General features: G+C 56.2%; 23 protein-coding genes and 3 pseudogenes. 12 read left to right on the top strand and 14 right to left on the bottom strand.

Annotation, left to right across the window (positions count from 1 at the left end):
• Positions 1 to 338 (bottom strand): annotated as a pseudogene (locus SPI05_RS07510) (DNA primase); the annotation flags it as partial.
• On the opposite strand from SPI05_RS07510, the gene SPI05_RS07505 reads away from it, so the two are divergent.
• Entirely contained in the window at positions 309 to 1,292 is a 984-nt protein-coding gene (locus tag SPI05_RS07505) for a hypothetical protein (protein WP_321077510.1), read from the top strand. The pseudogene SPI05_RS07510 and the gene SPI05_RS07505 overlap by 30 nt on opposite strands.
• 991 nt (positions 1,293 to 2,283) lie before the next feature.
• On the opposite strand, the gene arsA is transcribed toward SPI05_RS07505, so the two are convergent.
• Together arsA and arsD are read right to left on the bottom strand one after the other, a co-directional pair.
• The gene (gene arsA / locus SPI05_RS07500) at positions 2,284 to 4,050 is read right to left on the bottom strand and encodes an arsenical pump-driving ATPase (protein WP_321077509.1); all 1,767 of its coding nucleotides are present in this window, start codon (positions 4,048 to 4,050) and stop codon (positions 2,284 to 2,286) included.
• Positions 4,050 to 4,418, bottom strand: a complete 369-nt coding sequence (gene arsD / locus SPI05_RS07495) for an arsenite efflux transporter metallochaperone ArsD (protein ID WP_321077507.1) — start codon at positions 4,416 to 4,418, stop codon at positions 4,050 to 4,052. The genes arsA and arsD overlap by 1 nt, the downstream gene beginning before the upstream one ends.
• A gap of 91 nt (positions 4,419 to 4,509) precedes the next feature.
• Here arsD and SPI05_RS09010 point away from each other — a divergent pair.
• Both SPI05_RS09010 and SPI05_RS07490 read left to right on the top strand, forming a co-directional pair.
• Positions 4,510 to 4,785 (top strand): annotated as a pseudogene (locus SPI05_RS09010) (ArsR/SmtB family transcription factor); the annotation flags it as partial.
• A gap of 84 nt (positions 4,786 to 4,869) precedes the next feature.
• Entirely contained in the window at positions 4,870 to 5,256 is a 387-nt protein-coding gene (locus SPI05_RS07490; protein WP_321077505.1) for a heat-shock protein HtpX, read from the top strand.
• Positions 5,257 to 5,622: 366 nt separating this feature from the next.
• Here the strand turns inward: SPI05_RS07490 and SPI05_RS07485 are convergent, their stop codons facing one another.
• The 6 genes and pseudogenes from SPI05_RS07485 to SPI05_RS07460 all read right to left on the bottom strand — a co-directional run bounded on the left by SPI05_RS07485 (position 5,623) and on the right by SPI05_RS07460 (position 10,090).
• Positions 5,623 to 6,498 carry an ABC transporter ATP-binding protein gene (locus tag SPI05_RS07485; protein WP_321077503.1) on the bottom strand — a complete coding sequence of 292 codons (876 nt, stop codon included), beginning with the start codon at positions 6,496 to 6,498 and terminating at the stop codon, positions 5,623 to 5,625.
• Positions 6,495 to 7,400 carry an ABC transporter permease subunit gene (locus SPI05_RS07480; protein WP_321077501.1) on the bottom strand — a complete coding sequence of 302 codons (906 nt, stop codon included), beginning with the start codon at positions 7,398 to 7,400 and terminating at the stop codon, positions 6,495 to 6,497. The genes SPI05_RS07485 and SPI05_RS07480 overlap by 4 nt, the downstream gene beginning before the upstream one ends.
• Positions 7,401 to 7,457: 57 nt before the next feature.
• Complete coding sequence (gene trpX / locus SPI05_RS07475) at positions 7,458 to 8,516, bottom strand: tryptophan ABC transporter substrate-binding protein (RefSeq protein ID WP_321077499.1); 1,059 nt, start codon at positions 8,514 to 8,516, stop codon at positions 7,458 to 7,460.
• A 236-nt stretch (positions 8,517 to 8,752) separates the two neighbouring features.
• The gene (locus SPI05_RS07470; protein ID WP_321077497.1) at positions 8,753 to 9,229 is read right to left on the bottom strand and encodes a zinc-binding dehydrogenase; all 477 of its coding nucleotides are present in this window, start codon (positions 9,227 to 9,229) and stop codon (positions 8,753 to 8,755) included.
• A gap of 185 nt (positions 9,230 to 9,414) precedes the next feature.
• Positions 9,415 to 9,666, bottom strand: a pseudogene (locus SPI05_RS07465) (alcohol dehydrogenase catalytic domain-containing protein); the annotation flags it as partial.
• 124 nt (positions 9,667 to 9,790) lie between these two features.
• On the bottom strand, positions 9,791 to 10,090 hold the full coding sequence (locus SPI05_RS07460; RefSeq protein ID WP_321077495.1) for a type II toxin-antitoxin system RelB/DinJ family antitoxin: 300 nt from the start codon (positions 10,088 to 10,090) through the stop codon (positions 9,791 to 9,793).
• A gap of 235 nt (positions 10,091 to 10,325) precedes the next feature.
• Here SPI05_RS07460 and SPI05_RS07455 point away from each other — a divergent pair, with 235 nt between their 5' ends.
• A complete protein-coding gene (locus SPI05_RS07455) occupies positions 10,326 to 10,799 on the top strand; it encodes a virulence RhuM family protein (protein ID WP_414601976.1) in 474 nt (157 codons plus the stop codon).
• A gap of 278 nt (positions 10,800 to 11,077) precedes the next feature.
• On the opposite strand, the gene SPI05_RS07450 is transcribed toward SPI05_RS07455, so the two are convergent.
• Entirely contained in the window at positions 11,078 to 12,307 is a 1,230-nt protein-coding gene (locus SPI05_RS07450) for a polysaccharide deacetylase family protein (RefSeq protein WP_321077494.1), read from the bottom strand.
• Positions 12,308 to 12,880: 573 nt separating this feature from the next.
• Here SPI05_RS07450 and SPI05_RS07445 point away from each other — a divergent pair.
• Positions 12,881 to 13,228: a hypothetical protein gene (locus SPI05_RS07445; protein WP_321077492.1), complete on the top strand. Its 348-nt coding sequence runs from the start codon at positions 12,881 to 12,883 to the stop codon at positions 13,226 to 13,228.
• Between the two features lie 179 nt (positions 13,229 to 13,407).
• Complete coding sequence (locus tag SPI05_RS07440) at positions 13,408 to 14,382, top strand: cation diffusion facilitator family transporter (RefSeq protein WP_321077491.1); 975 nt, start codon at positions 13,408 to 13,410, stop codon at positions 14,380 to 14,382.
• Positions 14,383 to 14,553: 171 nt separating this feature from the next.
• Here SPI05_RS07440 and SPI05_RS07435 read toward each other — a convergent pair whose 3' ends face one another.
• Positions 14,554 to 15,948 carry a sodium-dependent transporter gene (locus SPI05_RS07435; protein WP_321077489.1) on the bottom strand — a complete coding sequence of 465 codons (1,395 nt, stop codon included), beginning with the start codon at positions 15,946 to 15,948 and terminating at the stop codon, positions 14,554 to 14,556.
• A gap of 253 nt (positions 15,949 to 16,201) precedes the next feature.
• On the opposite strand from SPI05_RS07435, the gene SPI05_RS07430 reads away from it, so the two are divergent.
• Both SPI05_RS07430 and purT read left to right on the top strand, forming a co-directional pair.
• Positions 16,202 to 16,465 (top strand): GlsB/YeaQ/YmgE family stress response membrane protein, encoded by a 264-nt coding sequence (locus SPI05_RS07430; protein ID WP_297345801.1) that lies wholly within the window; start codon positions 16,202 to 16,204, stop codon positions 16,463 to 16,465.
• Positions 16,466 to 16,527: 62 nt separating this feature from the next.
• Positions 16,528 to 17,790, top strand: a complete 1,263-nt coding sequence (gene purT, locus SPI05_RS07425; protein ID WP_321077486.1) for a formate-dependent phosphoribosylglycinamide formyltransferase — start codon at positions 16,528 to 16,530, stop codon at positions 17,788 to 17,790.
• Between the two features lie 320 nt (positions 17,791 to 18,110).
• On the opposite strand, the gene SPI05_RS07420 is transcribed toward purT, so the two are convergent.
• From SPI05_RS07420 to SPI05_RS07410, 3 genes are all read right to left on the bottom strand, one after another.
• Positions 18,111 to 19,475, bottom strand: a complete 1,365-nt coding sequence (locus SPI05_RS07420) for a PFL family protein (protein WP_321077484.1) — start codon at positions 19,473 to 19,475, stop codon at positions 18,111 to 18,113.
• 84 nt (positions 19,476 to 19,559) lie between these two features.
• Complete coding sequence (locus SPI05_RS07415) at positions 19,560 to 19,829, bottom strand: ACT domain-containing protein (protein WP_321077482.1); 270 nt, start codon at positions 19,827 to 19,829, stop codon at positions 19,560 to 19,562.
• 93 nt (positions 19,830 to 19,922) lie between these two features.
• Positions 19,923 to 20,651, bottom strand: coding sequence for a FadR/GntR family transcriptional regulator (locus SPI05_RS07410; protein ID WP_321077480.1), 729 nt, complete (start codon positions 20,649 to 20,651; stop codon positions 19,923 to 19,925).
• 233 nt (positions 20,652 to 20,884) lie between these two features.
• On the opposite strand from SPI05_RS07410, the gene SPI05_RS07405 reads away from it, so the two are divergent.
• The 4 genes from SPI05_RS07405 to SPI05_RS07390 all read left to right on the top strand — a co-directional run bounded on the left by SPI05_RS07405 (position 20,885) and on the right by SPI05_RS07390 (position 26,600).
• Positions 20,885 to 22,486: an ABC transporter substrate-binding protein gene (locus SPI05_RS07405; RefSeq protein WP_321077479.1), complete on the top strand. Its 1,602-nt coding sequence runs from the start codon at positions 20,885 to 20,887 to the stop codon at positions 22,484 to 22,486.
• 166 nt (positions 22,487 to 22,652) lie between these two features.
• The gene (locus tag SPI05_RS07400) at positions 22,653 to 23,648 is read left to right on the top strand and encodes an ABC transporter permease (protein ID WP_321077478.1); all 996 of its coding nucleotides are present in this window, start codon (positions 22,653 to 22,655) and stop codon (positions 23,646 to 23,648) included.
• A gap of 4 nt (positions 23,649 to 23,652) precedes the next feature.
• On the top strand, positions 23,653 to 25,749 hold the full coding sequence (locus tag SPI05_RS07395; RefSeq protein ID WP_321077477.1) for a dipeptide/oligopeptide/nickel ABC transporter permease/ATP-binding protein: 2,097 nt from the start codon (positions 23,653 to 23,655) through the stop codon (positions 25,747 to 25,749).
• Positions 25,746 to 26,600: an ABC transporter ATP-binding protein gene (locus SPI05_RS07390; protein WP_321077476.1), complete on the top strand. Its 855-nt coding sequence runs from the start codon at positions 25,746 to 25,748 to the stop codon at positions 26,598 to 26,600. Before SPI05_RS07395 ends, SPI05_RS07390 begins: the two co-directional genes overlap by 4 nt.
• Positions 26,601 to 26,626 lie beyond the last annotated feature (26 nt).

Below are 26,626 nucleotides of genomic sequence, written 5' to 3'. Positions count from 1 at the left end.
GTTGACGCGAGCTGCTTGACGTTGGAGGTTGATAGGCGCATCCCTTCTTCCATCTCCGCTGCTATTAACAGACGTTTGCCTTTGGCTTCAGCCAACTCGGGTTTGACGTTTCGCCGATTGGAAATGGTGAGCACGTCAGCCGACAAATGCCCAGAATACGAACCCAGCACGCGGGCGATGGTGTTCCGAAACGTTGATTTGCCGTTCCGGCCATCCCCGTAAGCGATAATCAAGGCTTCTACGTAGACTTTGCCGATAGCGGCCAGCCCGACAACGCGTTGGACGTAGTCGATGAGCTCTGTGTCGTTTTGGAAGAAGAGCTGGAGGGCGGCGTGCCACACATCCAAAACGGTCTGTCCACGATGAGCCCAGTAGATTTCAACAACTTGATCGGCAGGGTAGGGTGCATCGAGTACAACCTCTACGGTGATGTCATCATGCTCGGTTCTGAATTAGGGAAAAGATCAGCAACAAGTAAAGATGACTACATTGCCTTTCTAGAGGGGGACATTCCGCCGCAGAAATTATCGATCGAGACTGATCCAAACCTGTTCAGGAACACAGACAAGAAGCAAGTAATTGAAAGATTATTGCGCGGCGACGTTACTTTGCCAGAGAAGAAGGCCAGCGAAAGCGAAGATAAGCGTGCAATAATCCGCCGCTACGAGCTCATTCTCTTGCGCGACATCATGGAAGACCGCCAGAGCCTCGTGCGCAGAGAATTTGCTGCGCATCTCGACGAAGAAAAAGAATCATCAATCCGCAATCATTTCGCACGGAGAGAAGCTGTTCAGGACGTAGATCTCAATATTTCAGTCGACCAAGTAGAGAACCTAAAACATGCGATCAGGCAAGGTCTCAAGTATCCCGAGCGCACCGATGGAGCGTCATTCGATTACGCTCGAGTACTTGAATTCCTCGAAAAACTAGCCATCATTTTCCACTGGGACATCTACGAAAGTTCAACGTTGGGATACCGAAACCCGAAGACCAACGAGCATACGAAACTCCGCTGGTATGCCGTCATCCTCTGCCGTTGGATGGAAGGACGCGGGCTCAAATACATCATGAACCAAGCACTCCAATACCAGACGCGAAATCCTGAACGCTTCTTCATCAATGACTATCAGATGATTCGTTACGATGGGAGCCGAAATCATCGCAATATTGTCATGGCCAATACCCTAAAAGCTATCGAGGATCAAATTCTCTTCAGCCTTTCGAATTACTTTCTGCGCTTCTCCAACGAGTACAAGAAAATCCACGATGTCGAGAGCTTTCCGAACAACTAGTATGACTACGTTGAATACGGCAGTACCAACGAGCTAGCTATCGCTTTGCAGCGATCCGGATTCTCATGTGAATCGGCAACTTACATCATAAAGAACAAACCTGAGTCCCTCCGAATAGATGAAAGAGGAACCCTTCACCTGGATTTCGGGCTCCTCCTTTCGTCAAATGTCAATGTCAAGAAAGAGGCCGTCGAGATTCTCTATAACCTCCCCGAGGCATTCAAAAGCTTCCCACCCTTCTAGCGTCCTTATAGCTCAGGGCAACCCTTGCGCAAAACTCTAACCTTTGCGCAAAACTAGCGTCTGTGAACGCTTATGCGTTCAAGGTAATCACGCATCCGTGTAGACGATTACCCGAGGTGCCATTAGCAGCCATAAACCGAGTTGACAAGCCTAAGTACTCAAATACGGTTTTGGCTTGATAGCAAGCCAAAACGACTGCTACCAGCCCTTTGGCAAGCCTATAGAATCCGTATCAACTCCAGCGTTCCCATAACCACGTCCAAAACCTCAGCTTTTGCTGGGGTTTTGGACGTTTTAGTTTGGGGATTGAACCCCCGTAGCGCGATGGCAACGGCGGTAAGCCGCGTGAGCCATCGCGCAACAGTGCGGAGGCGTAAAAACGGCACTGGTGTGCCGTTTTAGCCGGAACTCCGGGACGGGCGCTCGCGCCCGTCCCCCCCATCTCCACCACTAGGACGCTCATTTTGATACAAAGTGAGCGTCCTTATATTTTGCTCAGACCGGTGGTGCTTTGGCTTGTCAGAGACATTCAATCGGGGAGGTTGCAGACTGACGGTTGGGTGCAACGGATGGCACTTGGGGGCTCAGTGGCGTGAGGATCGGGATGAGCCGTGCATATCGCCTGGTTGCAATAACAAGGATTCATCCCATTCAAGTTTCAGAATAAAAACGGCCACCTCGTCTGTCCAACAATTTATAACTGGTAGAAGAGACGAGGTGACCTATACTGCTTAGCTTCGGTAAATCGCTATTTGCATAGTTCATGGTCGAGCATGACGGGCAGTTGAACCACTTGTACCCCTGCCTGATCAGCGACCGAGTTAATTATCTTCTGTTGCGCATTGGCTCGTCGTAGCAGGAACGATGATGACGTCTCGGTTGCTGGGAGCGACTGGTTGATTACCCATGCCCACGGCTCAATACCTGCTCGCGACAGGTCGACTGCGAGGGATTGTGCCTCGAGCATTGGCGTGGTTTCTGGCAGTGTCACGAGGATTGGCCGGGTCACTTCCGTATTTTGCAGGTGTTGGAGCGTGGTCGCGGAATCGTCACGTCCGGATTGGCGCATGAGTTCGCGGTGGTAGGACCCGGTGGCGTCCAGTAATAGCAGGGTGTGCCCGGTGGGGGCAGTGTCGAGGACGACCCACTGGTTTTGGGCCGTTGCTACGACCTCAGAAAATGCTTTGAAAACGGCCACTTCTTCCGTACATGGGGAGCGCAGGTCTTCCTCCAACTGTGCGTACCCGTCGGCATCGAGAGAAGCGCCTTTGGTGGCGAGCACTTCTTCACGGTAGCTAGCCGTCACCGCGTCAGGATCGATAGATGACACCGTCAAACCTTTGATGCGATCTTCGAGAGAAACATCGAGGTGATTCGCAGGATCCGTGGTGGACAAATGCACTGGCTTGCCGCGCTTAGCGAGCTCCAATGCCAGCATTTGCGCCACGGTGGTTTTCCCAACCCCACCTTTGCCCATACACAAGACGAGTTTCGGTTTCCCTTCTGCTAGCTCATCCACCAGATGGGATAAACCAACGTGCAGCGCGGAATTGGACTGCGCAGAGCCTGGCTCTAGTAGGGGACCCGCGCTCGAAGTTTCATTACCGTCAGCCTCGCCCAGGTGTAACAGGCCGTCTACCCCCATCACCGGGGTGGCATTCAACTCGATCCGTACCGTTGGAACACTATTGATTGCGCTCAGCTGTGTATTCGCGGCAAGGCCATCAAGTAGCGCCTGTTCCCGGGCGAAAATAGACTCCGACAGTTGATCGGTAGCGGCGCTCACTGGCAGGATCCCGTTAATCACCAACAGTGCGGGTTTGATTCCCATCTCAAGTAGTTCACCGGTGGAACGGTTAGCTTCATGCAGGGTCGAGATTTGAGCCCTGGCCACCAGAACCAGTGAAGTTTGTGCCGGGTCAGACAGAGCTGCGACCGCCTCGTGATAGGTTTGCCGATTCTTCTCTAGCCCCGACATCGGCCCCAGACACGAGGCGTCACCTGCGCCTTTATCAATGAAACTAGACCAATCACCAGGTAAGGACAGTAACCGCAGGGTGTGTCCGGTCGGGGCGGTATCGAAAATGATGTGGTCATAGTGGCTAGTAATGTCTTCGTTGGTTAGATAGTCAACGAATCGATTAAAACTAGCGACTTCAACCGTGCAGGAACCGGACAAGGTTTCTTCGGTTGTTGCTAGCACCTCGGGTGGCAGCAAGCCACGAACCGGACCCAGGATAGACTCGCGATACCGCTCCGCTTCTGCCTCCGGATCAATCTCTACCGCATCAAAACTGATAGCCCCGGGCACAAGGTCGGTTAGCTCTGCTCCGCCCGAACCGATCTCACGGCCGAATACCTGTCCAATATTCGAGGCTGGATCAGTTGATACTAGCAGTACTCGCTTACCTTCACCTGCCGCGCGGGTAGCTAAAGAGCAAGCAACCGTAGTCTTTCCGACTCCACCTTTACCGGTGAAAAACGCAAACTTGGTGCTCAGCTCAGGAAGGGACATTAGCAGCACCCGCTTCCGCCACAACAACCAGACTCAACGACGGGCAAAGTCGTCTTTCCCTCCAGGGCTGCCCCCGCGAATTGACGGAGCTGATTAAGTTGCGGGTAAGAACCAGTAGCAACGATAGTGCCATCAACCACAGTAACTGGCAGGCCGTCTGTGCCAGCTACCTCAACATATGCGTGAACCGGTTCGCAAGTCGCAAAATCAGCCGGGGCAGATGCCAAATTATGCCGGGTGACGGTAATGCCCTCTTTATCCAGGGCGGTCAGCGCCGCGTTGAAATCAACGAGAGCCTGATCTACGTCGGTTCCGCATACCCCGGAAGAACAGCACAAAGCCGGTTCATAGATATCGATTTGACGCACAGTTAACTCCTTACATTTCGATGATTGTCGAATTGATGCAAACTCTATCACACGTTTCGATGAGAGTCGAAACGTGTGATAGAGTTCTTGTATGACCAGCCAACACGCTCCGAATTGCTGCCCCGCACCTGCAATCGCCGGCGAAGGTCAATGTCAGGACGCGGCAGATATTTTTGCGGCACTCAGTGATGTCACGCGGCTGCAACTGGCTCTGTTCATATACCGCTGTTCACCGAACCCGGTGTGTGCATGCTCATTTCCCGAGGTTTTTAATATCAGTCGGTCAACTATTTCGCACCATCTCACCAGGCTGGTAAATGCTGGCATATTAGGCCGTGAACAGCAGGGTAAGTGGGCCTACTATTCGATCGCCCCGGATTTTGATACTCGACTCCTTGACGTTGTCGCTAAACACGTGCCTCAACAAACCACAAGCCGAAAGGGAGCCGCCGTGACCAGAATCCTTTTTGCCTGTCGGCAAAATGCGGGTCGCTCACAAATGGCAGCCGCCATTGCGCAAGAACTAGCCAGCTCTGACGTGACCATCATGAGCGCAGGCACCGAACCGGCCGAGGAAGTACACCCCGAGGTGCGCGAGGCCCTCGCCGAAATAGGGATAGAGCCGTTTGCGCAGCCAGAAAAACTTGATCCGGCGAAAGTGAAGATGGCAGATTGGGTAATCACGATGGGATGTGGCGAATCATGCCCAATTTTCCCCGGAACCCACTATGAAGACTGGGAGGTCGCTGATCCGTCGGGTGAACCCGTAGAGGTCGTACGCGAAATCCGCGACGAGATTACCAAGCGCGTAAAAGAGTTATTGACCCGAATCTCTTAACGAAATACTGCTTCGAGTCCCAATCAAATCCGAAACGTCATCCGTCGGGAAAAACTGCGACTAGCCAAACCATTGGAATGAACCCAACACTCGGAATTTGCACCCACCTAAGGGTATTTGCACACACCCACCTCGATTTTGCACAGTCCTAAAGCCTTGTATCAAAATGAACGTCTAAGTAACAAAATTGAAAAAGGGTGGGTCAAAACCCACCCGTTTTCAATTTATTGTGGAGCAGGGGATTCGAACCCGATTTTGTTTGGTGAAATCGCGGAATCCCCTATGCTCCACGAAAATCGGCGGGCTTGTCCCGTCGATTTTCTGTTTGGGGAGAACGCAATGAGTTTTTAAGCCGGGACTAAAAACTCATTGCTCCACGTCTTCGTCCTCCAGCTCGCCGACCATCGTGTACAGCTCAGCGTCTGTCATAGCCGCCTTCGCCGAAGCGTCGAAATCGTGGACAATCCGGCCGTGGTTCATGACCAGCATCCGGTTCCCGTAGGACAGCGCGTCCTTCAGGTGGTGGGTAATCATCAAGGCGGTCAGGCCGTGTTCGGCCACAACCCGCGCGGTATAGCTCAACACCTTCTTAGCGGTTTTGGGATCCAGTGCGGCCGTGTGCTCATCGAGCAACAGCAGCCGCGGAGCCTTTAACGTCGCCATAATCAAGGCTACAGACTGTCTTTGCCCGCCCGAAAGGACGCCAATCTCGGTGTCCAAGCGGTCCTCGAGCCCCAGCTGCAGCGGCGCCAAAACCGAGCGGAATTCCGCCCGTTTCGCCTCGGTCATGGAAACCCGAAAACCCCGGTTTTCCCCGCGTTTTTGCGCCAATAACAGGTTCTCGGCCACGGTCATGCGCGGCGCGGTCCCCAGCTTGGGATCCTGGAAAATACGCCCCACCAGCGCCGCGCGGTCTTCCTCTACCACGCGGGTCACATCGCGCTCGTCAATCTTGACAGCGCCCGAATCGACCAAAATCGAGCCGGAAATGACGTTCAACAAGGTCGATTTCCCTGCCCCATTGCCGCCGACGATGGTGATGAAGTCGCCCTCGGGCACCTCCAGGGACACCCCGCGCAAGGCCTGGTAGACGTCGGCGGTGCGCTGGTGGAATGCCTTATTGACGTTTTCCAGGCGCAATACCATTTTTGTACCGTCCGTTCCATTCTGGGTTGCTGTCGTTTCCAATTCAATAGCCTTCCCGGTCGGGTTTTCGCTCTGAGTTACGTTCGCGGTGCTCATGCCAGAGCCACCTCCTTTACGGCCGCGTTGCGGGCTTTGCGCTCGCGGAAGAATTTCTGCAGGGTCGGAATCGACAGGCACAGGCCCAGCACGACCGCCGAGAGTAGCTTGAAGTTGTCGGTGTCGAAGTTGAAACGCAACACCAGCGCCAAAAGCAAGCGATAGATCACCGAGCCGACAAAAATCGCCAACAGGCGTACCGGCAGCGACACGTTGCGGATAACGACCTCACCAATGATGATGGCCGCCAGCCCAATGACCAGGGAACCGATGCCCATCGAGATGTCGGCATAACCGTTGTCGGTCGCTACCAGGTACCCGGAAGTCGCAATGAGTCCGTTGCCGATCATGTATCCCAACATCAGCATCCCGCCCGTGGAAATCCCCAGGGACTTTGCCATAATCGGGTTGTCACCGGTCGCAATCAGGGCTTGACCCATGTCGGTGCGGAAGAAGAAGCTCAGGGCCGCGACCGCAATCGCCACCACCACGATACCCAACACCAACGTGTCAACGTTACGCGGGAGGCCTATTGAACCCAACTGAGTTTTCAACGAAGGCACCGCCGAAAGCGACAGGTTCGCCGCCCCCAGGAAACCGAGGTTGATTGAGTACAGCCCGGTCATCGTGATGATGCCCGCCAAAAGCGAGTTGATGTGCACCTTTGTGATCAGCAAGGCGGTAATCGCCCCAGCGGCCGCCCCCATCAGGAAGGCCACCAACAGCGCCAGCACGGGATTCATGCCCAGCACCAAAAGCTGTGCACCGATGGCTGCGCCCAAGGTGAATGACGCCTCGGTCGTCAGATCCGCTTCGTTCAGGACGCGGAAGGTGATGTAGACGCCGATACCCATGACTGTCCAGATGGCGCCTTGGGCCAGCGCGCTCAATAAGATTTCCATGATTCTCTCCCTCCCGTGGGTTTTTTGTTGACATCAAAAAACCCACTTGCCCCGGTTTCAGTTCGCGCTGACGTCTTTCGCGGACGCGGCCAAGTCGGCCGGAATGGTGATACCCAGGGCTTTCGCCTTCACCAGGTTCACAATCGTGTCGACCTTATCCGTGAATTTGATCGGGTATTCCGCGGCTTTCTTGCCTTCAATCAGGTCCGCCAGGATGTAACCCGTATCGACCCCCAGCTGGTGCTGGTTGATGCCGACCGTTGCCAGGCCGCCTTCCTGCACCATCGCGTCCACGACCGGAAACACCGGCACGCCGCGCGAATCGGTCGCCGCAATGAGCGTCGGCATGGCCGAAGCAATGACGTTATCGTTCGGTACAAAAATCATGTCCACGTCACCGGCCAACTGTTCGGCGACCTGCGCCAAGTCGTTCGTGGTCGTGATAGTCGCCTCGACCGCGCTCCACCCGTACTCGGGAGCCAGGCGCTTCGCTTCGGCCACGGATTCGCCAACGTTCTGCGACGAACTCGAATACAGGATTCCCAGGCGTTTCGCGTCGGGCATGATTTGCTTCACCAGGTCCAACTGCGCCTTGACGGGAGCCTGATCCGAGGTGCCGGTCACGTTCACGCCGGGCGCCTTGTTGTCCTTCACCAAGCCGACGCCCACAGGATCGCTGACGGCAGAGATAACGACCGGTACAGAATCTTGGGACGAGTTCGCCAGCGCCTGGGCCGCCGGGGTCGCAATGCCCACCAGGTAGTCCTTTTTGTCCGCCATGAATTGATCCGAAATCGTCTTCAGCAGGGTTTGGTCACCCTGGCCGTTTTCGTACTCAATGCGAATGTTTTCCCCGTCCGTGTACCCGCGTTCGGCCAAGCCGTCATAAATACCCTGGCGAATGTCGTCGAGCGAGGGGTGGCTCATCAGCTGCAACAGGCCGACCTCGATGACCTTGGTGTTGGCAGTTGCGCCCGAGCTCGCACCCGCGGCGTTGTTCGCGGCTGCGGCACCGGGGGTGGTGCAATCGCGCGCCGAGAGCATGAACGGCATACAGATGAATAAAGTGATCAGGCTTCCGACCAGGAAGGCGCCGATTCCCGCAATCTTGTTCATAATTCTTTTCCTTCAATAGGCCTTTCGGGTCGGTTTTCGGTTCCGCCCGGTTTTTGTGTGGTTTCGCTTACGGTGGTTCAGCATAGCGGGTGAAAAACCGCTATGTCCAGTAGATATTACAATATGAGACAAAACGCATCGAATAATGAGACGCAGTTATCCAACCAAACCAGAACCACCCGGAAAAGCGAGCCAGAAGAAGCCGTTGACCGGGGAACCTATTGAAGGGAAAGGAATCAGAACGTGGACGTGTTGATGACGTAGCGGTAACGCACCTTGGCGCTCACTACGTTGTCCCAGGTCTCGTTGATTTTATCGCCGCTGATGACTTCGAGCTGGGGGGCGATGTTGTGCTTCGCACAGAAATCCAGGACTTCCTGGGTCTTGGCAATGCCGGCGATGTTCGAGCCAGCCAGGACCTTTTGTGGACCGACCAGTCCAGCCATGGTGAACTCTTGGCGATGTTCGGGAAGGCCGACGATGGCGACTGCACCCTGGGGTTTCACGCAGGCCAGCAGGTCATCGACAGAAACGCCGTCGGACAGCGTGGAAACGATCAGGTCGAACTCACCCTCCATCGATTCCCAGACGCCGTCTTTGCTGGTGGGGTGCAGTTCGACGGCACCGAAGCGCTTCGCGTCGGCTTCCTTGGCGCGGGTGCGCGAGATGACGTGCGTCTCGGCGCCGAGGGCTGCCGCGATCTGAACGCCCATGTGGCCAAGCCCGCCCATACCAACGATGGCGACCTTTTTGCCCGGGCCGCACCCCAGCGGGTCAGCGGGGAATACAGCGTGATGCCGGCGCACATAATCGGCGCGGCTGCGTCAAGCTCGATGGAATCGGGGATGTGGCAGATGTAGTCCTGTTCGACCGTGATGCCTTGGGAATAACCGCCAGCGGTGGGCACGCCGTCGCGTCCCAGGCAGTTATAAGTCCAGATGGTGCCGCCGTCTGTCAGGCAGAATTGCTCGTTGCCGACCTTACAGGTTTCGCAATGCCCGCAGGAATCGACAAAGCAGCCGACGCCGACACGGTCGCCAACCTTGAACTTTGTAACGTTCGTTCCAATCTTGGTGACAATGCCGGCGATTTCGTGGCCGGGCGTCAGCGGATAGATGGCCGGCCCCCATTCGCCGCGACCGGTGTGGATGTCGCTGTGGCAGATGCCGGCGTATTTGATTTCAAAGTAAACCTCGGTGGGTCCGGGTTCGCGCCGCTCGGTCGCCCCCAGTTATCCTGGTGCGGTGCCGCTGGGGGGCTGTCAAAGATAATTTTCATGAGAGGTTGTCCAGGAATTGTGCCGCCTGGTGGGCGTTGTCAAATACTTCCCCGGTTTCGGGTTTCTCGCCGTCAATCACCTTCTGGGCATCCTCGATGGCACGAGCGGTTTGCGCGTTGGGAACGTAGGCGAGGGCAGGACGGATGGGAAGTGCCTGTTCACGCACCGCTTGCTTTAAGAACATATTGAGCGCCGTGGACATATCAAGCCCCAGGGCGTCAAAGAGTTCCTCGGCAGATTGCTTAGTTTGTGCATCGGTGCGGAAGTTAATCCGGGCTGCTGTGGAGGTTGTCATACCCATCACCCCTTGCCCGAAAGTAGTACATTGTATATCCATTGTATGCCTGTTTGGTATATCGGTGAATAGGTAGTGCACAAGGGCGGGTGCTGGGGCAAGGATCTAGCTAGCGTCGCGGGTAGCTACCGTCCGGGGTAAGGGGGTCTCTTTTTGTGTGAGGGGTTTGGTTTAGACTCATAAGTGATGTGTTGAGTGCGGAAAACCCCACCAAAGAACGACCGAGAGAAGCGCGATGGCACAGACGACTAAACCTCAAACGAGCTTGGGAAACACCGAGTTTCAGACAATGATCAAGCATGATTCCGGGCAGTTCCTGGTCTTCACGGCTGAGGCGGGCGAGGGCATTGAAGTGCGTTACCAAGACGGCACGATTTGGCTGACGCAAAAGCTGATGGCTCAGCTCTTTGATGTGGATGTGAGGACTATCAGTGAGCATTTGGGGAACATTTTTGTTTCCGAGGAATTGCAGGAAAATTCAGTTATCCGGAAATTCCGGATAACTGCCAGTGATGGCAAATCTTACGTGACGAAGCACTACAACCTGGACGCGATTATCTCGGTGGGCTATCGCGTGAACTCCATTCGCGCCACTCAGTTCCGCCAGTGGGCCACCGGATTTACCCAAGACGCCAGCTATCGGTCCGACTTCGACAAGTTCGCGGCGAAAGCTCTGGAAGCCAGCAGTCACCGCAAAGAGGCAAAATAAAACATCGTAGGGTCGTGGCCCTACCGAATCTGTTCAATCCCTTTGTGCCCTCGCCCCAGGCTCTGTCGGCGGTCAGGACGGTGGCGCCCATGCGTTTGCCGAGGGCGAGGCAGAGGCGATCGCCTAGGGAGAGGCTCGTGCCTGTCCCGCCCGCGCGGCTTTCTGCCCGTTACGCGCCACCGGGCCTAACGTACCTACCCGGCCTCGCGACCGACCTTGTGACCCCCGCAACCACCCTTGTGCACCCGCGACCGCCCTGGTGAACATCACGAATGAGCTTAGTTCGCTACCCGGTGGTGCGCTGGATAGCTGCCGGGGGCGAGCGGCAGGAAGGTGTAGCCGTTTTGCTTGGCCCAGTCGATGACCTGGGGCATCGCGTCGACGGTGGTGGGGTGAGTGTCGTGGCACAGGACTACAGACACCGATTTGCCCTGCACTCCGGCGGTAATGCGTTGGAACACGGAAGCGCTGGTGGAATGCCCAGTGCCGTCTCCGCTGTCCACGTTCCAGTCAAAATAGGTGTAGCCTTTCACGACCATGAGTCTGGTCAGCCGGCTCATGATTCCGGGCGAGTAGTTGCGGCTCACGGTGTTGGAGCTGCCTCCGGGGAACCGCATCATCCGGGTGTCCTGACCGGTCTGGTCGCGAATTATATGCGCCATGCGGTCGAAGTCCGCCCAGTAGGCGTCGTCGCTGGCGTAAATCTGAGAATACTGGTGGGTATAGGTGTGAATCCCCACCGAGTGCCCCTCTCGGTAGGCGCGCCCAATCATGTCCGGGTGTCCCATGGTGTTGGTCACAAAGAAGGTTGCCTTCACCCCTTTGGTGGCCAGAATATCGAGCAAGTGCGACGTCGCCGGGCCAGGTCCATCGTCAAAGGTTAGATAGATAACTTTGTCCAAGCCTGCCGCCGGGTCGGCGTTGGGGGCAACGGGGGTCATCACGGTGACCTGGCGGGTCGCTGTGCCCTGGTTTCCACTGGAGTCCGAGACTTGGTAGCGCAACGTGTATGACCCCGCCGCGTTCACGTTTACCTGGCCGTCGACCTGGACTTTCGCGGTCAAATCGCCGTCCACGTTGTCTGTCGCGGAATAGGAGTCCTGCCAGGGCAGGCCGTAGGGGAGGGTAATCTGTTCCCCGCCGTCGACCGTGATGGCGGGCGGCTTAGAATCCCGTACCGTCACTTTGCGGGTCTTTTTTCCCTCGACTCCGCGGTATTTCGCCGCATAAGTGATTTCATAAGTGCCGACTTTGGAAGTATCGACTTTTCCGGTGGTGTGTAGCTTGAGGTCGTCGTGAGTAAAGGTGAACAGGGTGCTGGTTCCATAAGCGGTGGCGCCGGGGTCTTTCCACGTGTCGCCGTATTCAACAGTGCTGGTGGAGTCGCCTTTCAGGGTGACAATGACTTCCCATTTGTTGACCAGGTACATGGTGATTCCGCCGATTGCGGCGGCAACGGAAATCACAGCCAGGATGCTGGCAATCCAAATCTTCGATTTCCTGCTCACTTAGCCACCTCCCGCCAGCAAAACTTTACCAAAGAACCATGCCCGGATAAACCCTTAATTTGGCTAAATCCTCGGTAAATTCGGCACCTGGGCAGCCGTCACGGCCCTGACTTTATTCCCGCCAAAGACCGCGAAACCATCCTCGTGAACGGCATTATTATGGGCTTATGAGTGAATCTAAAAGGCTGGACGCGTGGGGTCTTTCGCGGAGTCCCCGGTTTCCGTAAGCTGAGATTCGCCTGGTCTAAAACTGGGAAACTATTGAATGTCTGAACAATGAAAACCAATTTCATGTTTTCACTAATGGGGTTTTCTCAAGGCCGATTGGCTGAGTGTTCAGGTCAAAGCTGACGCGCCGCCAAACTAGGGCTTGGTTTGTTACGGAAAACCTTAGAGGCGCATGAGTCAGGGGCATTTCTGCCAGGGAATTTGACGAAGTCGCAAGGATAGCGCCAGGAAAGCGCGGATAGCCTACGCCCAAAATTTGACGTGGGTTGCCCCGAAGCTACATCGGAATAACCGACATGTAGCGGGAAACGGATTTCATCGAATTTAAGGAAGGCTGCCTTTACTATGCTTATGCCCAGATTGAGAAATCGCCTGTTTGCTCTCGCCGCGTTCTTCGGCTTGCTAATTGGGGGAGGAATTGCCTCTGCCCCGGCCGCTCTCGCTGATGAGCTGAATATGGACCAGAGTTCTGCACCCGCAGCTCTGGCTTCGAACGCTAACATCCCCGGCTCGGTGAACCCGCCGTTAGGTGCTCGGACAGCAACGCCTGTGGCTCCGGTCTTGGCCAGTACAGAGACCCCGGCCTTGGCGCGTACCGGTCTGTCTGCCCAGACTGTGTCCCTGGTGGCTGTACTTACGGCTTCTGCTGGGGTATTACTGCTGGTGTTGGCGCGTCGCCGTCAGGAAAAGTAACAATCGACGCCTTCCTTTAGCTTGATGCCAAAGCGCCGGGTGACTGCCTCGCGGCAAGAAATCCCGGTTCTTTGGCGTCAGGTTTTAACGCGAGACACCGAAAAGCAAAATCCGAGACTTAGGCTAGACTAAGTAGCGGCACAGTCGTTGTCTACGCAGAAAACACAGGACGGACGCTTATGCAGCATCATCAGGAAGCTCAGGAGTCCAGCGACCCCCACGAGCCGCACGGTTCGGGCGGCCATTCGCACACTCATACTCACTCGCACAAGGCCGGTCGTGGACAGCTCCGGGCAGCGCTGGCGGTAACTATCACGGTGTTGCTGGCAGAAATTGTGGGCGCGGCTCTGACCGGCAGTTTGACCCTGCTGGTGGACTTGGGGCATATGCTCACCGACTGTGTCGGTCTGACTTTTGCGCTGGTAGCAGCCAGTTTGCAGCAGCGTCCGGCGACGGATCGGCTCACGTGGGGGTGGCGGCGCGCCGAGGTTATCTCGGCAGCGTTGCAGTCCCTGCTGCTGATTACCATCGGTGTGTTTGCATCCATCGAAGCCATCAAACGTCTGATACACCCCGAAAACATCGAGGCCCAGGCGCTGCTGGTGGTGGGGATTATCGGCTTGGTCGGCAACCTCATTAGCCTGACTATCCTGTTGAGTTCCCGGCAGAACAACCTGAACCTGCGCGCCGCGTTCCTGGAGGTCCTGAATGATTCCCTGGGGTCCGTAGCGGTTATCATTAGCGCGGTGGTGATGCGCTTGACCGGGTGGACCCAGATTGATTCCGTGGCGGCGCTGGTCATCGCCGCGCTCATCGTGCCTCGGGCCATCATGATTTTGCGTCCGGCGGGGGCAATTTTGCTGGAATCCACCCCTCGGGATTTGGATTTGGACCAGGTCCGGGCGCATCTGTTGGAGCTGCCTCACGTTTTAGCGGTGCATGACCTGCACGCCTCCGCGGTTTCCTCGGACCTGCCGGTGCTTAGCGCTCACGTGGTGCTGGCTGACGAATGTTTCCATGACGGGCACAGCCTCGAGATTTTGAGCGAGATAGAGAACTGCCTGCAAAACCATCATGGCATCTCGATTTTTCACACCACAATCCAGCTGGAACCGGCCTCACGCGCCCAGTTGCACCGCGAAACCTGGCACTAAATCCCGCCCCACCAGGTTTAATAGGAAAAATATGAACGCTACAATACCAAATTTGTGGCGCTTATAATACTAAATTTATGGCGGCTATAAACGGTAAAATGTGGCTCCGGTAGTGGCGATTGGGTTGCTGCTGCGTTCGCCATGAACGGAGATATTCCAGAACTAAAATTCCTAGAACGCGACCTTGCCGATGAGAGCGATGGCGCACAAAATGATGGCCAGCGGCACATAGACGAAGCGCCCCACCGAAAGCCAGAAAGTCCCGCGAGGCCGCGCGGCTCCCCGATTGATTGCTTCCATTAAGTCGTCCTTTTTCATGACCCAGAACCAGGTGATGGCGCCCACGCTCGCCCCGAGCGGAATGATGTAGATGGAGACCAAATCCATCCACGGCCCCCAAGAGCTAATCGCCTCCATGCCCAAGCCCGCTCCGAGCGCCAGCACGCACAAGCCGACCAACATGACTACGCGGTTCAGGCCCGGGAACCGGTGCAGCAACGATTCGCCCACGGCTTCAAACATATTTTGCAGCGAACTGACCCCGGCAAAAATCATGGCTACATACAGAATCACCGCGAACAGCTGACCCAGCGGAATATCTTGCATGATGGCGGGTAGGGTCACAAACAGCAGGCCCGGCCCGGCTCCGACGTCAGTGTTATAAGCGAAACACGCGGGGATAATGACCAGGGCGGCTACCACCGCAGCGAGAGTGTCAAAGAAACCTGTGCGCTGCGACACCTTCACCACGTCCTCGTCATCGGGCAGATAAGCGCCGTAGACAATCATGCCGCTGCCGGTAATCGAGAGGGAAAAGAACGCTTGACCCATCGCCCACACCCAGACAATAGGGTTGATGAGAGCCTCCCAGCGCGGAGTTAGCATAAAGATGTAGCCTTCAACGACACCCGGCATCAGTGCCACGCGAATCGCCAGAATCACAAAGATGATAAAGAAAACCGGCATCATGATGCGATTGGTCTTTTCGATGCTTTTCGCCCCGAGGAACAGGGTAATCAACGTCCCTACCACGACGATGATATGGAACGGCACCACCGAAAAACCCGTTCCTGAAAAAGATTCAAACCATTTTTCGGTATCAGTTTTCATCAGTGTCCCGGTCAGGGAATCGAACAGAGCTTTGCAAACGTAGGCCACAATGACGGCGTACCCAATCGCGATACACAGCGAGCCTGCCAACGGCAACCAGCCCAACGCGCTTCCGACCTTGGCTGCCCGGTCCCCACGGGTGGCCCAGGCGGACCGGTAAGTACCCAAGGTTCCGGTACGAGCGCGTCTCCCGTTGGCAAACTCGGCTGGCAGACCCACATAGGTGAACAGCAGGACAAAGAAAATATAGATAAGCAGGAAAGCGCCCCCGCCATTATTGCCGAGCTTATAGGGGAAACCCCAAACGTTGGCCATGCCCACGGCGGAGCCTACGGAGGCCAGCACGAAACCCCAATGGGTAGCGAAACGGTGCGCAGTCTGAGCGCCGTGTCTGGGACCAGTAGCGGCGTTGCTGGTCAGTACGGGCTGCTCGGAGGAGGAGGGAGGGGTTGTCACGAGGTTTCCTTAATCTAGCTCAGAATCCGGTGAGGCGGGTTCATGCCACAGTTTTCCCCTTATCGTAGTCGAAAGGGTAGTGAAACTGGGAATTCCCTAGCTTGCGGGAAAAGCTGGGGGCGCTCGCGGGTGCTACGGGGAGTCGCCGCCGTCACACGGGGCAAACTCCCTGTTCTGCGCCTCACGGGAGGTTTTGATAGCCTGGAAAAGGCCGATTCCGAATCTGGAACGGCCATAAAGAAAGGATAGATTGATGGGACAGCTTATTGGCATGATTGTGACCGGCGCGGTGATTGGCGCTCTAGCCAGACTCTTTAAACGCGGCGAGCAGCCTATCGGCATCCTGTGGACCATCATCCTCGGAGCGCTCGGCGCCGGTATCGGCGGCTGGCTGGTTGGTCAGTTTGGCTACACCAACGCCAACGGTGGTGTGCAGTGGATTCAGTGGATTGTGTCGATTATCGTCGCCATGATACTCATCGGCATCTATATGGGTGCTACCGGGAAAAAGAAATAACGTCACACCATGCTGCCTGAAGGTCGGTAAAAGTCGCGGCGGGGAAAAGCTAGGATAGTTTCATGAGCGATTTCCCACTGACTTTTCCGGTAAAAATCTTGCTGCTCGGCGCGGGCGAGCTGGGCAAAGAACTGACGATTTCCTTGCAGCGACTGGGATGCCAGGTCGTCGCTTGCGATTCATACGCGGGGGCGCCCGCCATGCAGGTTGCCACCTCACATCGCGTGTTGGACATGACCGATGCCGAGGCGCTCGAGGCTGTGATCGCGGCGGAGCGTCCTGACCTGATTGTTCCTGAAGTCGAGAAACTTGCCTCCAGCCCGCTGGTTGCGGCCGCGGGGGAGGGGACACGAGTCGTACCTTCCTCACGAGTGGTGGAACTGACTTTTGACCGCCAAGGCATCCGCACCCTGGCCGCCACGGCAGCAAACGTTCCGACTTCGCCTTTTGCTTTCGCCGACTCGTTGGCGGCACTACAGGAAGGAGCCGAAAAGGTCGGGTTCCCCTGTTTCGTGAAGCCCACCATGTCCTCCTCGGGTCACGGCCAGTCTCGCGTGGAGCGTGCCGAGGACCTGCCCGCCGCTTGGCGGGAGGCCTGCTCCGGGGCTCGTGCCGATACCGGGCGGGTCATCGTGGAGGGCGAAATCGCTTTTGACTACGAAATCACCCTGTTGAGCGTGCGCCACCTGGACCCGGCTGACCCGATGCAGGTTCGCACCAGTTTTTGCGCGCCTATCGGGCACCGGCAGTCCTCCGGGGATTATGTGGAATCCTGGCAGCCCCAAGCGATGAAACCTGAAATCCTCAAAAAAGCCCAGGTCACTGCCCAGAAAGTCCTCGATGCACTGGCGGCTGACACCGCGCGGGCGGCCGCGGCGAGCGGCAAGTCCGCAAATGCGGACGCCGAAAATCCGATGCTGGGCATTTTTGGGGTTGAGATGTTCGTCAAAGGTGAGGATGTGTATTTCTCGGAGCTCTCCCCACGCCCCCACGACACCGGCATGGTCACCATGATTACCCAGCCGCAAAACGAGTTTGACCTGCACGCGAGGGCGATTTTGGGACTGCCTGTGGACACGTCCATGTTCCCCGATGCTAGTGCCGGAGCTTCGGTGCCCCTGAAGTCTCCTGTCGAGTCAGACCAGCCGTGCTACACGGGCTTGGGCGCGGCTCTGCAAGTCAGCCCGGACGCGCAGCTGAGAATCTTTGGCAAGCCGGTGGCTCACGAGGGCAGACGCATGGCCGTTGCCCTGGCGACCGGGGCTGACACCGACCAGGCGCGCGCGAAAGCCCACGAGGTCATCGGCAAGATTACCATTCACTAGGGGGAGCGCGGCTTTTCCGCTGGGTTTCGCTGGAGCGCGGCGCGTTTCGGGAACTTTTGCGAGACCTCCCTCGTGCTTTCTCCCGCTCATAATCACCGCCTTGAGCTCCTACGTGAAATCGTTGATATGACGCGACTTTCGGGTCGCTAGGCCGTGAATTGTGGGGTCGCTAGGCCGTGAATTGTGGGGTCGTGGTGAAAGTGCGTTGGCCAGATTCAAGGCTTCCATGACATCTGGGCAGCTGAACTGACCGGTCAGTTTTATTTCGTGCGTGAAAATAAACCCACGCAGCGGCAAAATTTGTTGAAAACTGGCGGAAATCAGTTCCTAAAGGAATGCACCGGGGCAGGAATCCTCCCGCCGCGAGCCGCGAAATCAGCGGAGGAAAATTGGGAAACCTCCATCACCGGCGCCCACCCCAGCAGTCCTCCAAAGTTGGCGCTGTCCCCCACGCCCTTGCCCGGAACCGGTATGACCCGTACCGCGGTAGTCTTGCCCGAAGCGGTGCCAATAGCGGCCTCATCAGCGATTAAACCGGTAATCGTGGCGGGGGTGGTGTCGCCGGGAATCGCAATCATGTCCAGGCCCACCGAACAAATCGCCGTCATGGCTTCGAGCTTTGCCATCGTGATGGAACCTCGCTGCACGCCGTGAATCATATTGATGTCCTCCGAGACAGGGATGAAAGACCCCGACAAGCCGCCCACCATCGAGCACGCCATCAGTCCGCCCTTTTTCACCGCGTCATTGAGCAGGAATAGTGCGGCGGTAGTGCCCGGCGCACCGACTGCAGAGACGCCCATTTCTTCCAGAATCGCCGCCACGGAATCGCCGACTTCAGCCGTGGGAGCCAGCGACAAATCCACGATTCCAAAAGGTACGGACAGACGTTGCGCCACGGTCTGTCCTACCAGCTGACCCATTCGGGTTATCTTAAATGCTGAATTCTTGATGGCTTCGGCGCATTCCTCAAAAGGGCGTCCCCGGACCGTTTGCAAGGCGCGCTGCACCACTCCCGGCCCAGAAATCCCTACTGAAATGACCGTATCGGGCTGGCTGACCCCGTGAAACGCCCCGGCCATGAACGGATTGTCGCCCACCGCATTGGCGAACACGACCAGCTTTGCCGCCCCAATCCCGTCAGCCGCGGCGGTCGCTTGTGCCGTATCCACGACCACCTGACCCATGCGTCGCGCGGCCGACATATTAATCCCGGTGCGGGTAGAACCGATATTGACCGACGAACACACGATATCCGTGCTGGCCAGAGCCTCGGGAATGGAATCAATCAAGGCCAGGTCGCTGTGTGTGGCCCCCGCCTCAACCAACGCGGAATACCCGCCCACGAAGTCGACCCCGACGGCCTTGCCGGCACGATCCAGAGCTTGGGCAAAAGGCAAGGGATCCGAAGTGCGGCAAGCGGCCGCCACCAGGGTAATTGGTGTGACCGAAATCCGCTTGTTGATAATCGGCACCCCGAACTCACGCGACACCTCACCAGCGGTCGCCACCAGGCGCGAGGCGGCCTTGACGATACGATCCTCGATACGAGCGCAGGCGCGCTGCACGTCAGAATCGGCACAATCCAGCAGCGACAGGCCCATCGTGACGGTGCGCACGTCCAGTTTGTCCTCGGAAATCATCTGGATGGTTTCCATGATTTGTCGCTCGGTGTCTAAGCTCATTGTTTTGCTCCAATAGGGGATTCAGAAGGGTTCCCGGTCATCTTCCGGGGCGGATACGGGGTTCGTGATGGGGATAGTGGGCGATTACAGGGTGTGCATGACGTTGAAAATGGCTTCAGATTGCACCCGGATTTCCAGGTTCTGGGATCGTTCCACCTCAGTCATGGCCTCCTGCAAGTTCGTCAGGGAGGTTGGGGCGTCGTCCAGCTCCAGTTGCATAATCATCGTGAAGTACGAACCCATCAGGGTCTGGGAAACGTTGGTGATATTGGCGTTCTGGGCGGCGCAGGCATTGGCTACCGCCGCAATAATCCCGGTGTGGTCGATTCCGGTTACAGTCATGATTGCTTTCATGGCTCAATTATGCCCTCCCTGCGCCGCTCAGTTCGGTAAAAGTCGGCTGAGACAGTGGTGATGTGCCGGATTCTCGCGAAATGCATTGGGAGTTTAGGTCAGGTGCAGAGTCTGTTCAACTGGTGCATAGTGTTGCATGACGGCTTGACGGTAGGCGTGAACGTCACCGTTGATGGCAGCATTGAGCATAGCCCGGTGAGATGTCGCGGTGGTGATGAGGCTTTCCGTAGAAGGAGTACCCAATTGGGGAAGTGAGGCAACATTGACTTTCCAAAATGACCCCACTAGTTGGCGCATCACCTCATTGTCGAGCAGCGCTAAGATTCCGTCGTGAAATGCGTAATCTTCATCTGAAAACAGTTTGCCTGCTTTGGCTCGCCGTTCCATCAACTCCACCAGAGTTTCCAGACCCGGTTGAGGGATGCCTTTGAGGGTGTCACAAACCTTTTGAGCCATGCCTAAATCAAGGTAACGGCGAACCTTCACTATTTCGCGCAATCCTTCCAGGTTATTTCGGCTCATCATAACGGTGCGGAATGCCAAGGTTTCCACCAGCGGCGACATGGACAGCGAACCGACGAAAGCGCCGATTCCGCGGCGAACTTCCACAATTTGTAATGCTTCTAAACGCCGTAAAGCCTCTCTGACCGAGGAACGCGAGACGTCGAGGATTGTGCATAGATCAGATTCGGAGGGCAGACAATCCCCAGGTGAGAGATTGTTTTGGGCGATGTAGTTCTTAATTTTTTCTGAGCTGTCCTCAACGGCAGTGCTTCGAGTTTTTCGGAGCTTCTTTGCTGGTGAACCTGTTTCTGAGAGCATGATGGAACTATAGCAGGTTATCAGACAGGCTATAGGGCATATCAGTATAACATCGCTATTTAGAAAATTGTGAACGACTGTTCTGGTGCAAAAAAACATTGTGATTTCAATAGAATTCAGTGAATTTTCAGAAAATCATTCAAAATGCTTGTCAGACAAGTTGTATCCTGTTACTCTTGTAGGTAATCCAGTTCGTAAGGATTAACTACTACTCAATGAGGAGAGCAACGAAAATGACATCCCCCTTTAAGAAACGTCATCTGTCTGGCCTGGCGGCATTTGCAGCCGCTTGCGCCCTGACTCTGAGCGCTTGTGGCGGAGGCGACGCGCCGAAGGACAACGCTGGAGACAAACCGGAAGCTGGCCCCACCGGCACCCTCAACGTGTTCGCGGCTTATGACACGACTAACTGGCACCCTCTAAACACCTCCTCAGCTTTGGCTGTCGGGGCGAACCTGCAGGTAGTAGAGGGTCTTTACGAGTTTGATTACTCTGATTTCACAGCTCATAAGGCTTTGGCAAAAGACGATGAGCCGACCAAGATTGACGATACGACTTACGAAGTCGCGTTGCGCGACGGAGCCAAGTTCAGTGATGGAACTCCCGTTACCTCTGAGGATGTCGTATCTTCCTACAAGCGCATCGTGGACGGCGAAAAGGACTCTAGTGGAACCGATGTGACCAGCCCTTACGCGGCTTTCATCACTTTCATTGATTCCATCGAAGCCAAAGATGACACCACGGTGACGATTAAGCTCAATCAGCCGATGGAATTCCTCAAGACACGTTTGGCTGACATCAAAGTCGTTCCCAAGGACTCCACCTTTGATGACATGACTTCCAAACCGATTGGTTCAGGCCCCTACAAATACGATTCCATCACCGATACCACGGTGGACATGTCGGTCAACGAGAACTACAACGGACCGAACCCGGCCACGGTGGAAAAGATTCACTACGACTGCAACCGTGACTCTAACGCTCGGCAAACCGCGGCTTTGGATGGCACCACAGATGTCGTCGAAGCTGTCGATCCCTCTGGCATTTCTGATTTGGAAGCTGCTGGATGGAAGGTCGAAGGCGCTACTGGCTACGGTATCGGCATGATTGTGTTCAACACCACAAAGGCGCCGTTCAACTCCAACAAGACTCGTCAGGGCGTGCTGACCGCTATCGACAAGAAGACCCTGATTGATACCGCTTTGGTCGGAGCCGGTACGGAACCGGATTCTTTCTTGCCGGAATACAACCCGATGCACAAGAAAGCCGCGACGCAATTTACTTTCGACGCGGATAAAGCCAAGTCCCTGCTTAAGGAAGGCGGCGCGGAAGGCGCGACTGTTAACGTGCTGACCACCACCGATACCTGGATTGCCGCTATGGGTCCCCAGATTAAACAGAACCTGGAGGCAGTGGGCTTGAAGGTACACCTAGACAGCAAGGCTTCCGGCGACGTGTGGAATAACAACGTTGCTCAAGGAGACTTTGACATCGTTATCGCTCCTGGCGATGCCTCGGTGTTCGGTGCCGACCCCGGCATTCTGACTGCGGGATGGTTCTACAGCCCGTTGTGGATGGACGAACGTTACCGCTTGAGCGAGTCCGACCCGGCTGCCGCTAAGGCCCTGGTTGACGCGATGGATGCTGCCGGTAAAGCCACTGGCGATGATGCCAAGACCGAGTGGGGCAAGGTGCAGGACGCCATCGCTGAACAGGCGGCAATGTACCCACTGGTGTTCCACACTCTGTACACCGGTTACAAGGAGGACAAGGTCAGCAACCTGACACCCATTGGGGTAACTGGCCTGCAGCTTATCGGCGTAACGGTTAAGTAACCCGCGCCGCCCCAGAGTTTGTCGGGAGGGATGCTTTCCCTCTCGTGGGAACGCCCTCCCGACAAACCTGTGCCACTCATCTTTAGTTACGGGACAGACCCACGGCGAGACGCTTGGTCCACCCAGAAAAAACCTTTCCGATAACTCCTAAAAGGAGTGAAAACTTGTGAATAACCTGCTTCGACTCATCGGGCGGCGATTGATTGCCTTGCCAATTATGGCAATTGGGGTCACGCTGCTTGTATTCTTCCTGATGGAGCTGTCGCCTCTGGATCCTGCTTGGATGGCTTTGGGTGACAACGCTTCAGACCCCGGCCAAGTAAAGGCTTTCAATGTTTCCCACGGATACGTCATCGATGACGGAAGCCCTACTGGCAAACCTATTCCCGTGCTGGTGCGCTACTTTAACTACCTAGTCGCTCTGTGCCACGGTGACTTTGGTATTTACGGCGTGGGCACGTCCCACCAGGTCACTGACCTGATTGCCCCGGCGCTGCCGGTGACTTTACAGCTGACTTTCCTAGGCCTGTTTATCGCGGTGCTGATTTCTTTCCCGCTGGGCGTTTTGGCTGCTATCTATCGTGACCGTTGGCCTGACCAGGTCATTCGCGTTTTGTCGGTTATCTTTATCGGCACTCCTAGCTTCTGGCTGGCGACCATGCTGGTGCTGTGGATTCTCGGTTCTTTCAAAGGAATCCTGCCAGTTTCAGGGCCGGTCCCGGGATTCCTTGATGACTTTGGCGGGTGGTTGGCCCGTATGTTACCCCCTGCAATAGCGTTGGCCACCCCCGTTATCGGTCAGATGACCAGGGTGGTGCGAACCTCGGTGGTCGAAGAACTCGATCGTGACTATGTGCGTACCGCGCTCGGCGCTGGAATCCCGAAACCTGTCGTCATCGGGCGCAACGTTTTGCGTAACGCTTTGATTACCCCGGTGACGGTCTTGGGCCTGCGGGTCGGCTATCTGATGGGCGGCGCGGTCGTTATCGAAATCATCTTTAACATGAGGGGCATGGGTCGCGTCCTCGTGGACGGCATCACCAAGAGTGAGGTTTCCATAGTCCAGGCTGCGGCCCTGGTGGTAGCTTTGGCGTTCATTGTGGTCAACATCATTGTGGACATGCTCTACCTGTTGATTAACCCCCGGATTAGGTCGGTGTAGTGCTATGACGAGTCAAACAAAGAAACTTGTTACCGCGGTCGAATCAGGGAAAAAGATTCGTTTCCGGCGTTGGAACAACATGTCGGTCAGTGCCCGGATAGCTGTCATTGTGCTGCTGATACTGGCGCTTATCTCGGCCGTGGCTCCGCTGTTGGCTCCCTACTCCGCCAGTTTCGTCGATACCGATGCGATGGCTGCGGCGGTGAAGGCAACGCGCAGCAAGGAATCAGCTCCCAGTATGATTCACCTGTTCGGCACCGATTCGGCGGGACGCGATGTATTGTCCCGGCTGCTGTTGGGCGGGAAATACTCCATGATTATCGGCTTGTCTGCGACCTTTATCGCCCTGGTCATCGGAACCATTATCGGTTCGGTTGCGGCCGTGGTTCGCAAATGGATTTCGGAAGTCATCATGCGCATCATGGACATTATCATGGCTGTTCCCGGCATCGCTATGGCGGCGGTTATGGTTCTGGTCTTTAGCGGGATATTTCCTCCCGGCAATAGAGTCGGCTTGGTTACAGTCATCATTATCGCAATTGCTTTCGTTTATATTCCACAGCTAGCTCGAATTGTGCGTGCTAACGTCATGTCCGCTTACGGTGAAGATTACGTGCGGGCTGTGATTGTTTCCGGCGCTAGAGCTCCCTGGATTTTGACAAAGCACGTGGTGCGCAACACCGCGGCTCCGGTCCTGGTTTTTGCCACGGTGCTGGTGGCAGACGCTATCATCCTAGAAGCCTCCCTGACCTTCATCGGCACCGGCTTGAAGTCTAGCTTAGTTCCCACCTGGGGTAACGTCTTGTCTGATGCCTCCACGAACGGCTCCATCAACCATGGCGCCTGGTGGACCGCGCTGTTCCCCGGCTTGCTCATCATGATTACCGTGCTGTGCTTGAACATTCTCTCAGAAGGCATCACGGACGCAATGGTGGCAGCCCCGGCTTCAGCTCCGGTAAAGGTCGAACAAAACACCGCCGACCGCGAAGCCGATGCCCTCCTGCTCGACCCGCGCCGTGCTTACCGAGAACAGGCCGAATCATTGCGTGCCCGTCTCGATGCGCTGCGCGAAGTCGAACATAAGCGCCAAGACCGCATGCAGGACAACTTCACCGGTGAACCGCTGCTGGAAGTGAAAGATTTGTGCATCAAGTTCCCGCGCCACGGCGACGTGAACGTGGTCGACCACGTATCTTTCGCCGTACGGCCGGGAGAAACGATGGGCCTGGTCGGGGAATCCGGCTGCGGCAAATCGATTACCGCCCTGACGATTATGGGCCTCATTGACCCGCGGGCAGAAATCTCCGGCGAAGCGTTCTACCAGGGCAAAGACCTGTTCAAGATGACACGGAAGGAACGTCACGCCCTGCTGGGTCACGAAATGGCCATGATTTACCAAGATGCCCTGTCCTCATTGAACCCGGCGATGCTCATCCGGTCACAAATGAAGCAGCTGACCAAACGCGGCGGCACCCGCAGCGCCGAGGAACTGTTGGAATTGGTGGGTTTGGATCCGAAACGAACTTTGGATTCTTACCCGCACGAACTTTCCGGTGGGCAACGCCAGCGCGTTCTGATTGCGATGGCTCTGACTCGTGACCCCCAGCTGGTTATCGCGGACGAGCCCACCACGGCACTGGACGTGACTGTGCAAAAGCAAGTCATTTCCCTGCTGAATGAACTGCGAGACAAACTGGGATTCGCCATGATCTTCGTGTCTCACGATTTGGCTTTGGTGGCCGAAGTCGCCCACAAGATTACCGTCATGTATGCCGGTCAGGTGGTGGAGCAGGCTCCGACCGTCGAGCTGCTGGAGAATCCGACTCACGAGTACACTCGCGGCCTGTTGGGTGCGGTGCTCTCTATCGAATCCGGTTCGGGGCGTCTGCACCAGGTTCCGGGAGCTGTTCCTTCCCCACAGGACTTTACGGTGGGCGACCGGTTCACGCCGCGTTCCTCGCACCCCGATTACGGCGCGGACATCCCGCTGGAGTTCGAGATGGTCGGTCCCGAGCACGTCTATGCCGCCCTTCCCAATAAGGAAGGGGTCTATCAGCGTGCACCCCGATATGTTCCGAATGGAAAGGAGGAACAATCATGAGTGAGGCTATACCTGCTGAAACAGATGCTCAGAGCCTGATTTCTGACCCGGACACCCCCATCATCGAACTGAAAAACGTTGAAGTGACGTTCAAAGCCCGGACCGGTTCACTCTTCCGTCCCAACCACGTCCACGCGGTGCAGGGAGTGGACATGAAGATTATGCCCGGCAAGGTGTTGGGTATTGTCGGCGAATCCGGTTGTGGTAAATCCACTACCGCCAACGTCATGTGCGGGCTGCAGGTGGCGACGAAGGGCCAGGTTTTCTTTATGGGCAAGGACGTTACCAAGCGCAGCGCCGCTCAACGGCGCCACATTGGTTCCGTCGTGTCCGTGGTGTTCCAAGACCCTGCAACCGCCTTGAATCCGCGAATGACAGTGCAGGATCAGCTAGCTGATCCGCTGCGTGTCCATAAGATTGGCACCGAAGAAACTCGGGACAAACGGGTGCGGGAATTGCTGGGGCTGGTAGGTTTGCCGCTGTCAGCTCTCAACGCCCTGCCCGGTCAGCTTTCCGGGGGGCAGCGGCAGCGTGTGGCTATTGCCCGTGCCCTGTCCCTGCACCCGAAAGCCATCATCGCTGACGAGCCCACGTCTGCCCTTGATGTTTCCGTGCGTGCCCAGATTCTGAACTTGCTGTCTGACCTTAAGAAAGAACTTGGGTTAGCGATGGTGTTTATTTCGCACGACATTCAGACTGTGCGCTACATTTCGGACCGTATCGCCGTAATGAACGCGGGCAAGGTGGTTGAGGAAGGCGACGCAGACACCCTTCTGAACCACCCATCGGACCCCTATACTCGCAAGCTCTTGGGGGCCGCGCCATCCCTGCTGCATCCGCAGTTGGATTAAGCACTGGCAGCCGGACCAAAACAGAG

Source organism: Mobiluncus sp. (genome assembly GCF_034180645.1).
Classification (GTDB): Bacteria; Actinomycetota; Actinomycetes; order Actinomycetales; family Actinomycetaceae; genus Mobiluncus.
This window is presented reverse-complemented; position numbering and strand designations above follow the sequence as displayed.

What these genes read in the sequence shown, in the direction of transcription:
- arsA (WP_321077509.1), bottom strand. Translation starts at nt 4,050, where the DNA reads ATGTCCCTTCCTGAGCTGAGCACCAAGTTTGCGTTTTTCACCGGTAAA.
- SPI05_RS07485 (WP_321077503.1), bottom strand. Translation starts at nt 6,498, where the DNA reads ATGAGCACCGCGAACGTAACTCAGAGCGAAAACCCGACCGGGAAGGCT.
- SPI05_RS07480 (WP_321077501.1), bottom strand. Translation starts at nt 7,400, where the DNA reads ATGGAAATCTTATTGAGCGCGCTGGCCCAAGGCGCCATCTGGACAGTC.
- trpX (WP_321077499.1), bottom strand. Translation starts at nt 8,516, where the DNA reads ATGAACAAGATTGCGGGAATCGGCGCCTTCCTGGTCGGAAGCCTGATC.
- SPI05_RS07470 (WP_321077497.1), bottom strand. Translation starts at nt 9,229, where the DNA reads ATGGGCGTTCAGATCGCGGCAGCCCTCGGCGCCGAGACGCACGTCATC.
- SPI05_RS07460 (WP_321077495.1), bottom strand. Translation starts at nt 10,090, where the DNA reads ATGACAACCTCCACAGCAGCCCGGATTAACTTCCGCACCGATGCACAA.
- SPI05_RS07455 (WP_414601976.1), top strand. Translation starts at nt 10,326, where the DNA reads ATGGCACAGACGACTAAACCTCAAACGAGCTTGGGAAACACCGAGTTT.
- SPI05_RS07445 (WP_321077492.1), top strand. Translation starts at nt 12,881, where the DNA reads ATGCTTATGCCCAGATTGAGAAATCGCCTGTTTGCTCTCGCCGCGTTC.
- SPI05_RS07440 (WP_321077491.1), top strand. Translation starts at nt 13,408, where the DNA reads ATGCAGCATCATCAGGAAGCTCAGGAGTCCAGCGACCCCCACGAGCCG.
- SPI05_RS07430 (WP_297345801.1), top strand. Translation starts at nt 16,202, where the DNA reads ATGGGACAGCTTATTGGCATGATTGTGACCGGCGCGGTGATTGGCGCT.
- purT (WP_321077486.1), top strand. Translation starts at nt 16,528, where the DNA reads ATGAGCGATTTCCCACTGACTTTTCCGGTAAAAATCTTGCTGCTCGGC.
- SPI05_RS07420 (WP_321077484.1), bottom strand. Translation starts at nt 19,475, where the DNA reads ATGAGCTTAGACACCGAGCGACAAATCATGGAAACCATCCAGATGATT.
- SPI05_RS07415 (WP_321077482.1), bottom strand. Translation starts at nt 19,829, where the DNA reads ATGAAAGCAATCATGACTGTAACCGGAATCGACCACACCGGGATTATT.
- SPI05_RS07410 (WP_321077480.1), bottom strand. Translation starts at nt 20,651, where the DNA reads ATGCTCTCAGAAACAGGTTCACCAGCAAAGAAGCTCCGAAAAACTCGA.
- SPI05_RS07405 (WP_321077479.1), top strand. Translation starts at nt 20,885, where the DNA reads ATGACATCCCCCTTTAAGAAACGTCATCTGTCTGGCCTGGCGGCATTT.
- SPI05_RS07395 (WP_321077477.1), top strand. Translation starts at nt 23,653, where the DNA reads ATGACGAGTCAAACAAAGAAACTTGTTACCGCGGTCGAATCAGGGAAA.
- SPI05_RS07390 (WP_321077476.1), top strand. Translation starts at nt 25,746, where the DNA reads ATGAGTGAGGCTATACCTGCTGAAACAGATGCTCAGAGCCTGATTTCT.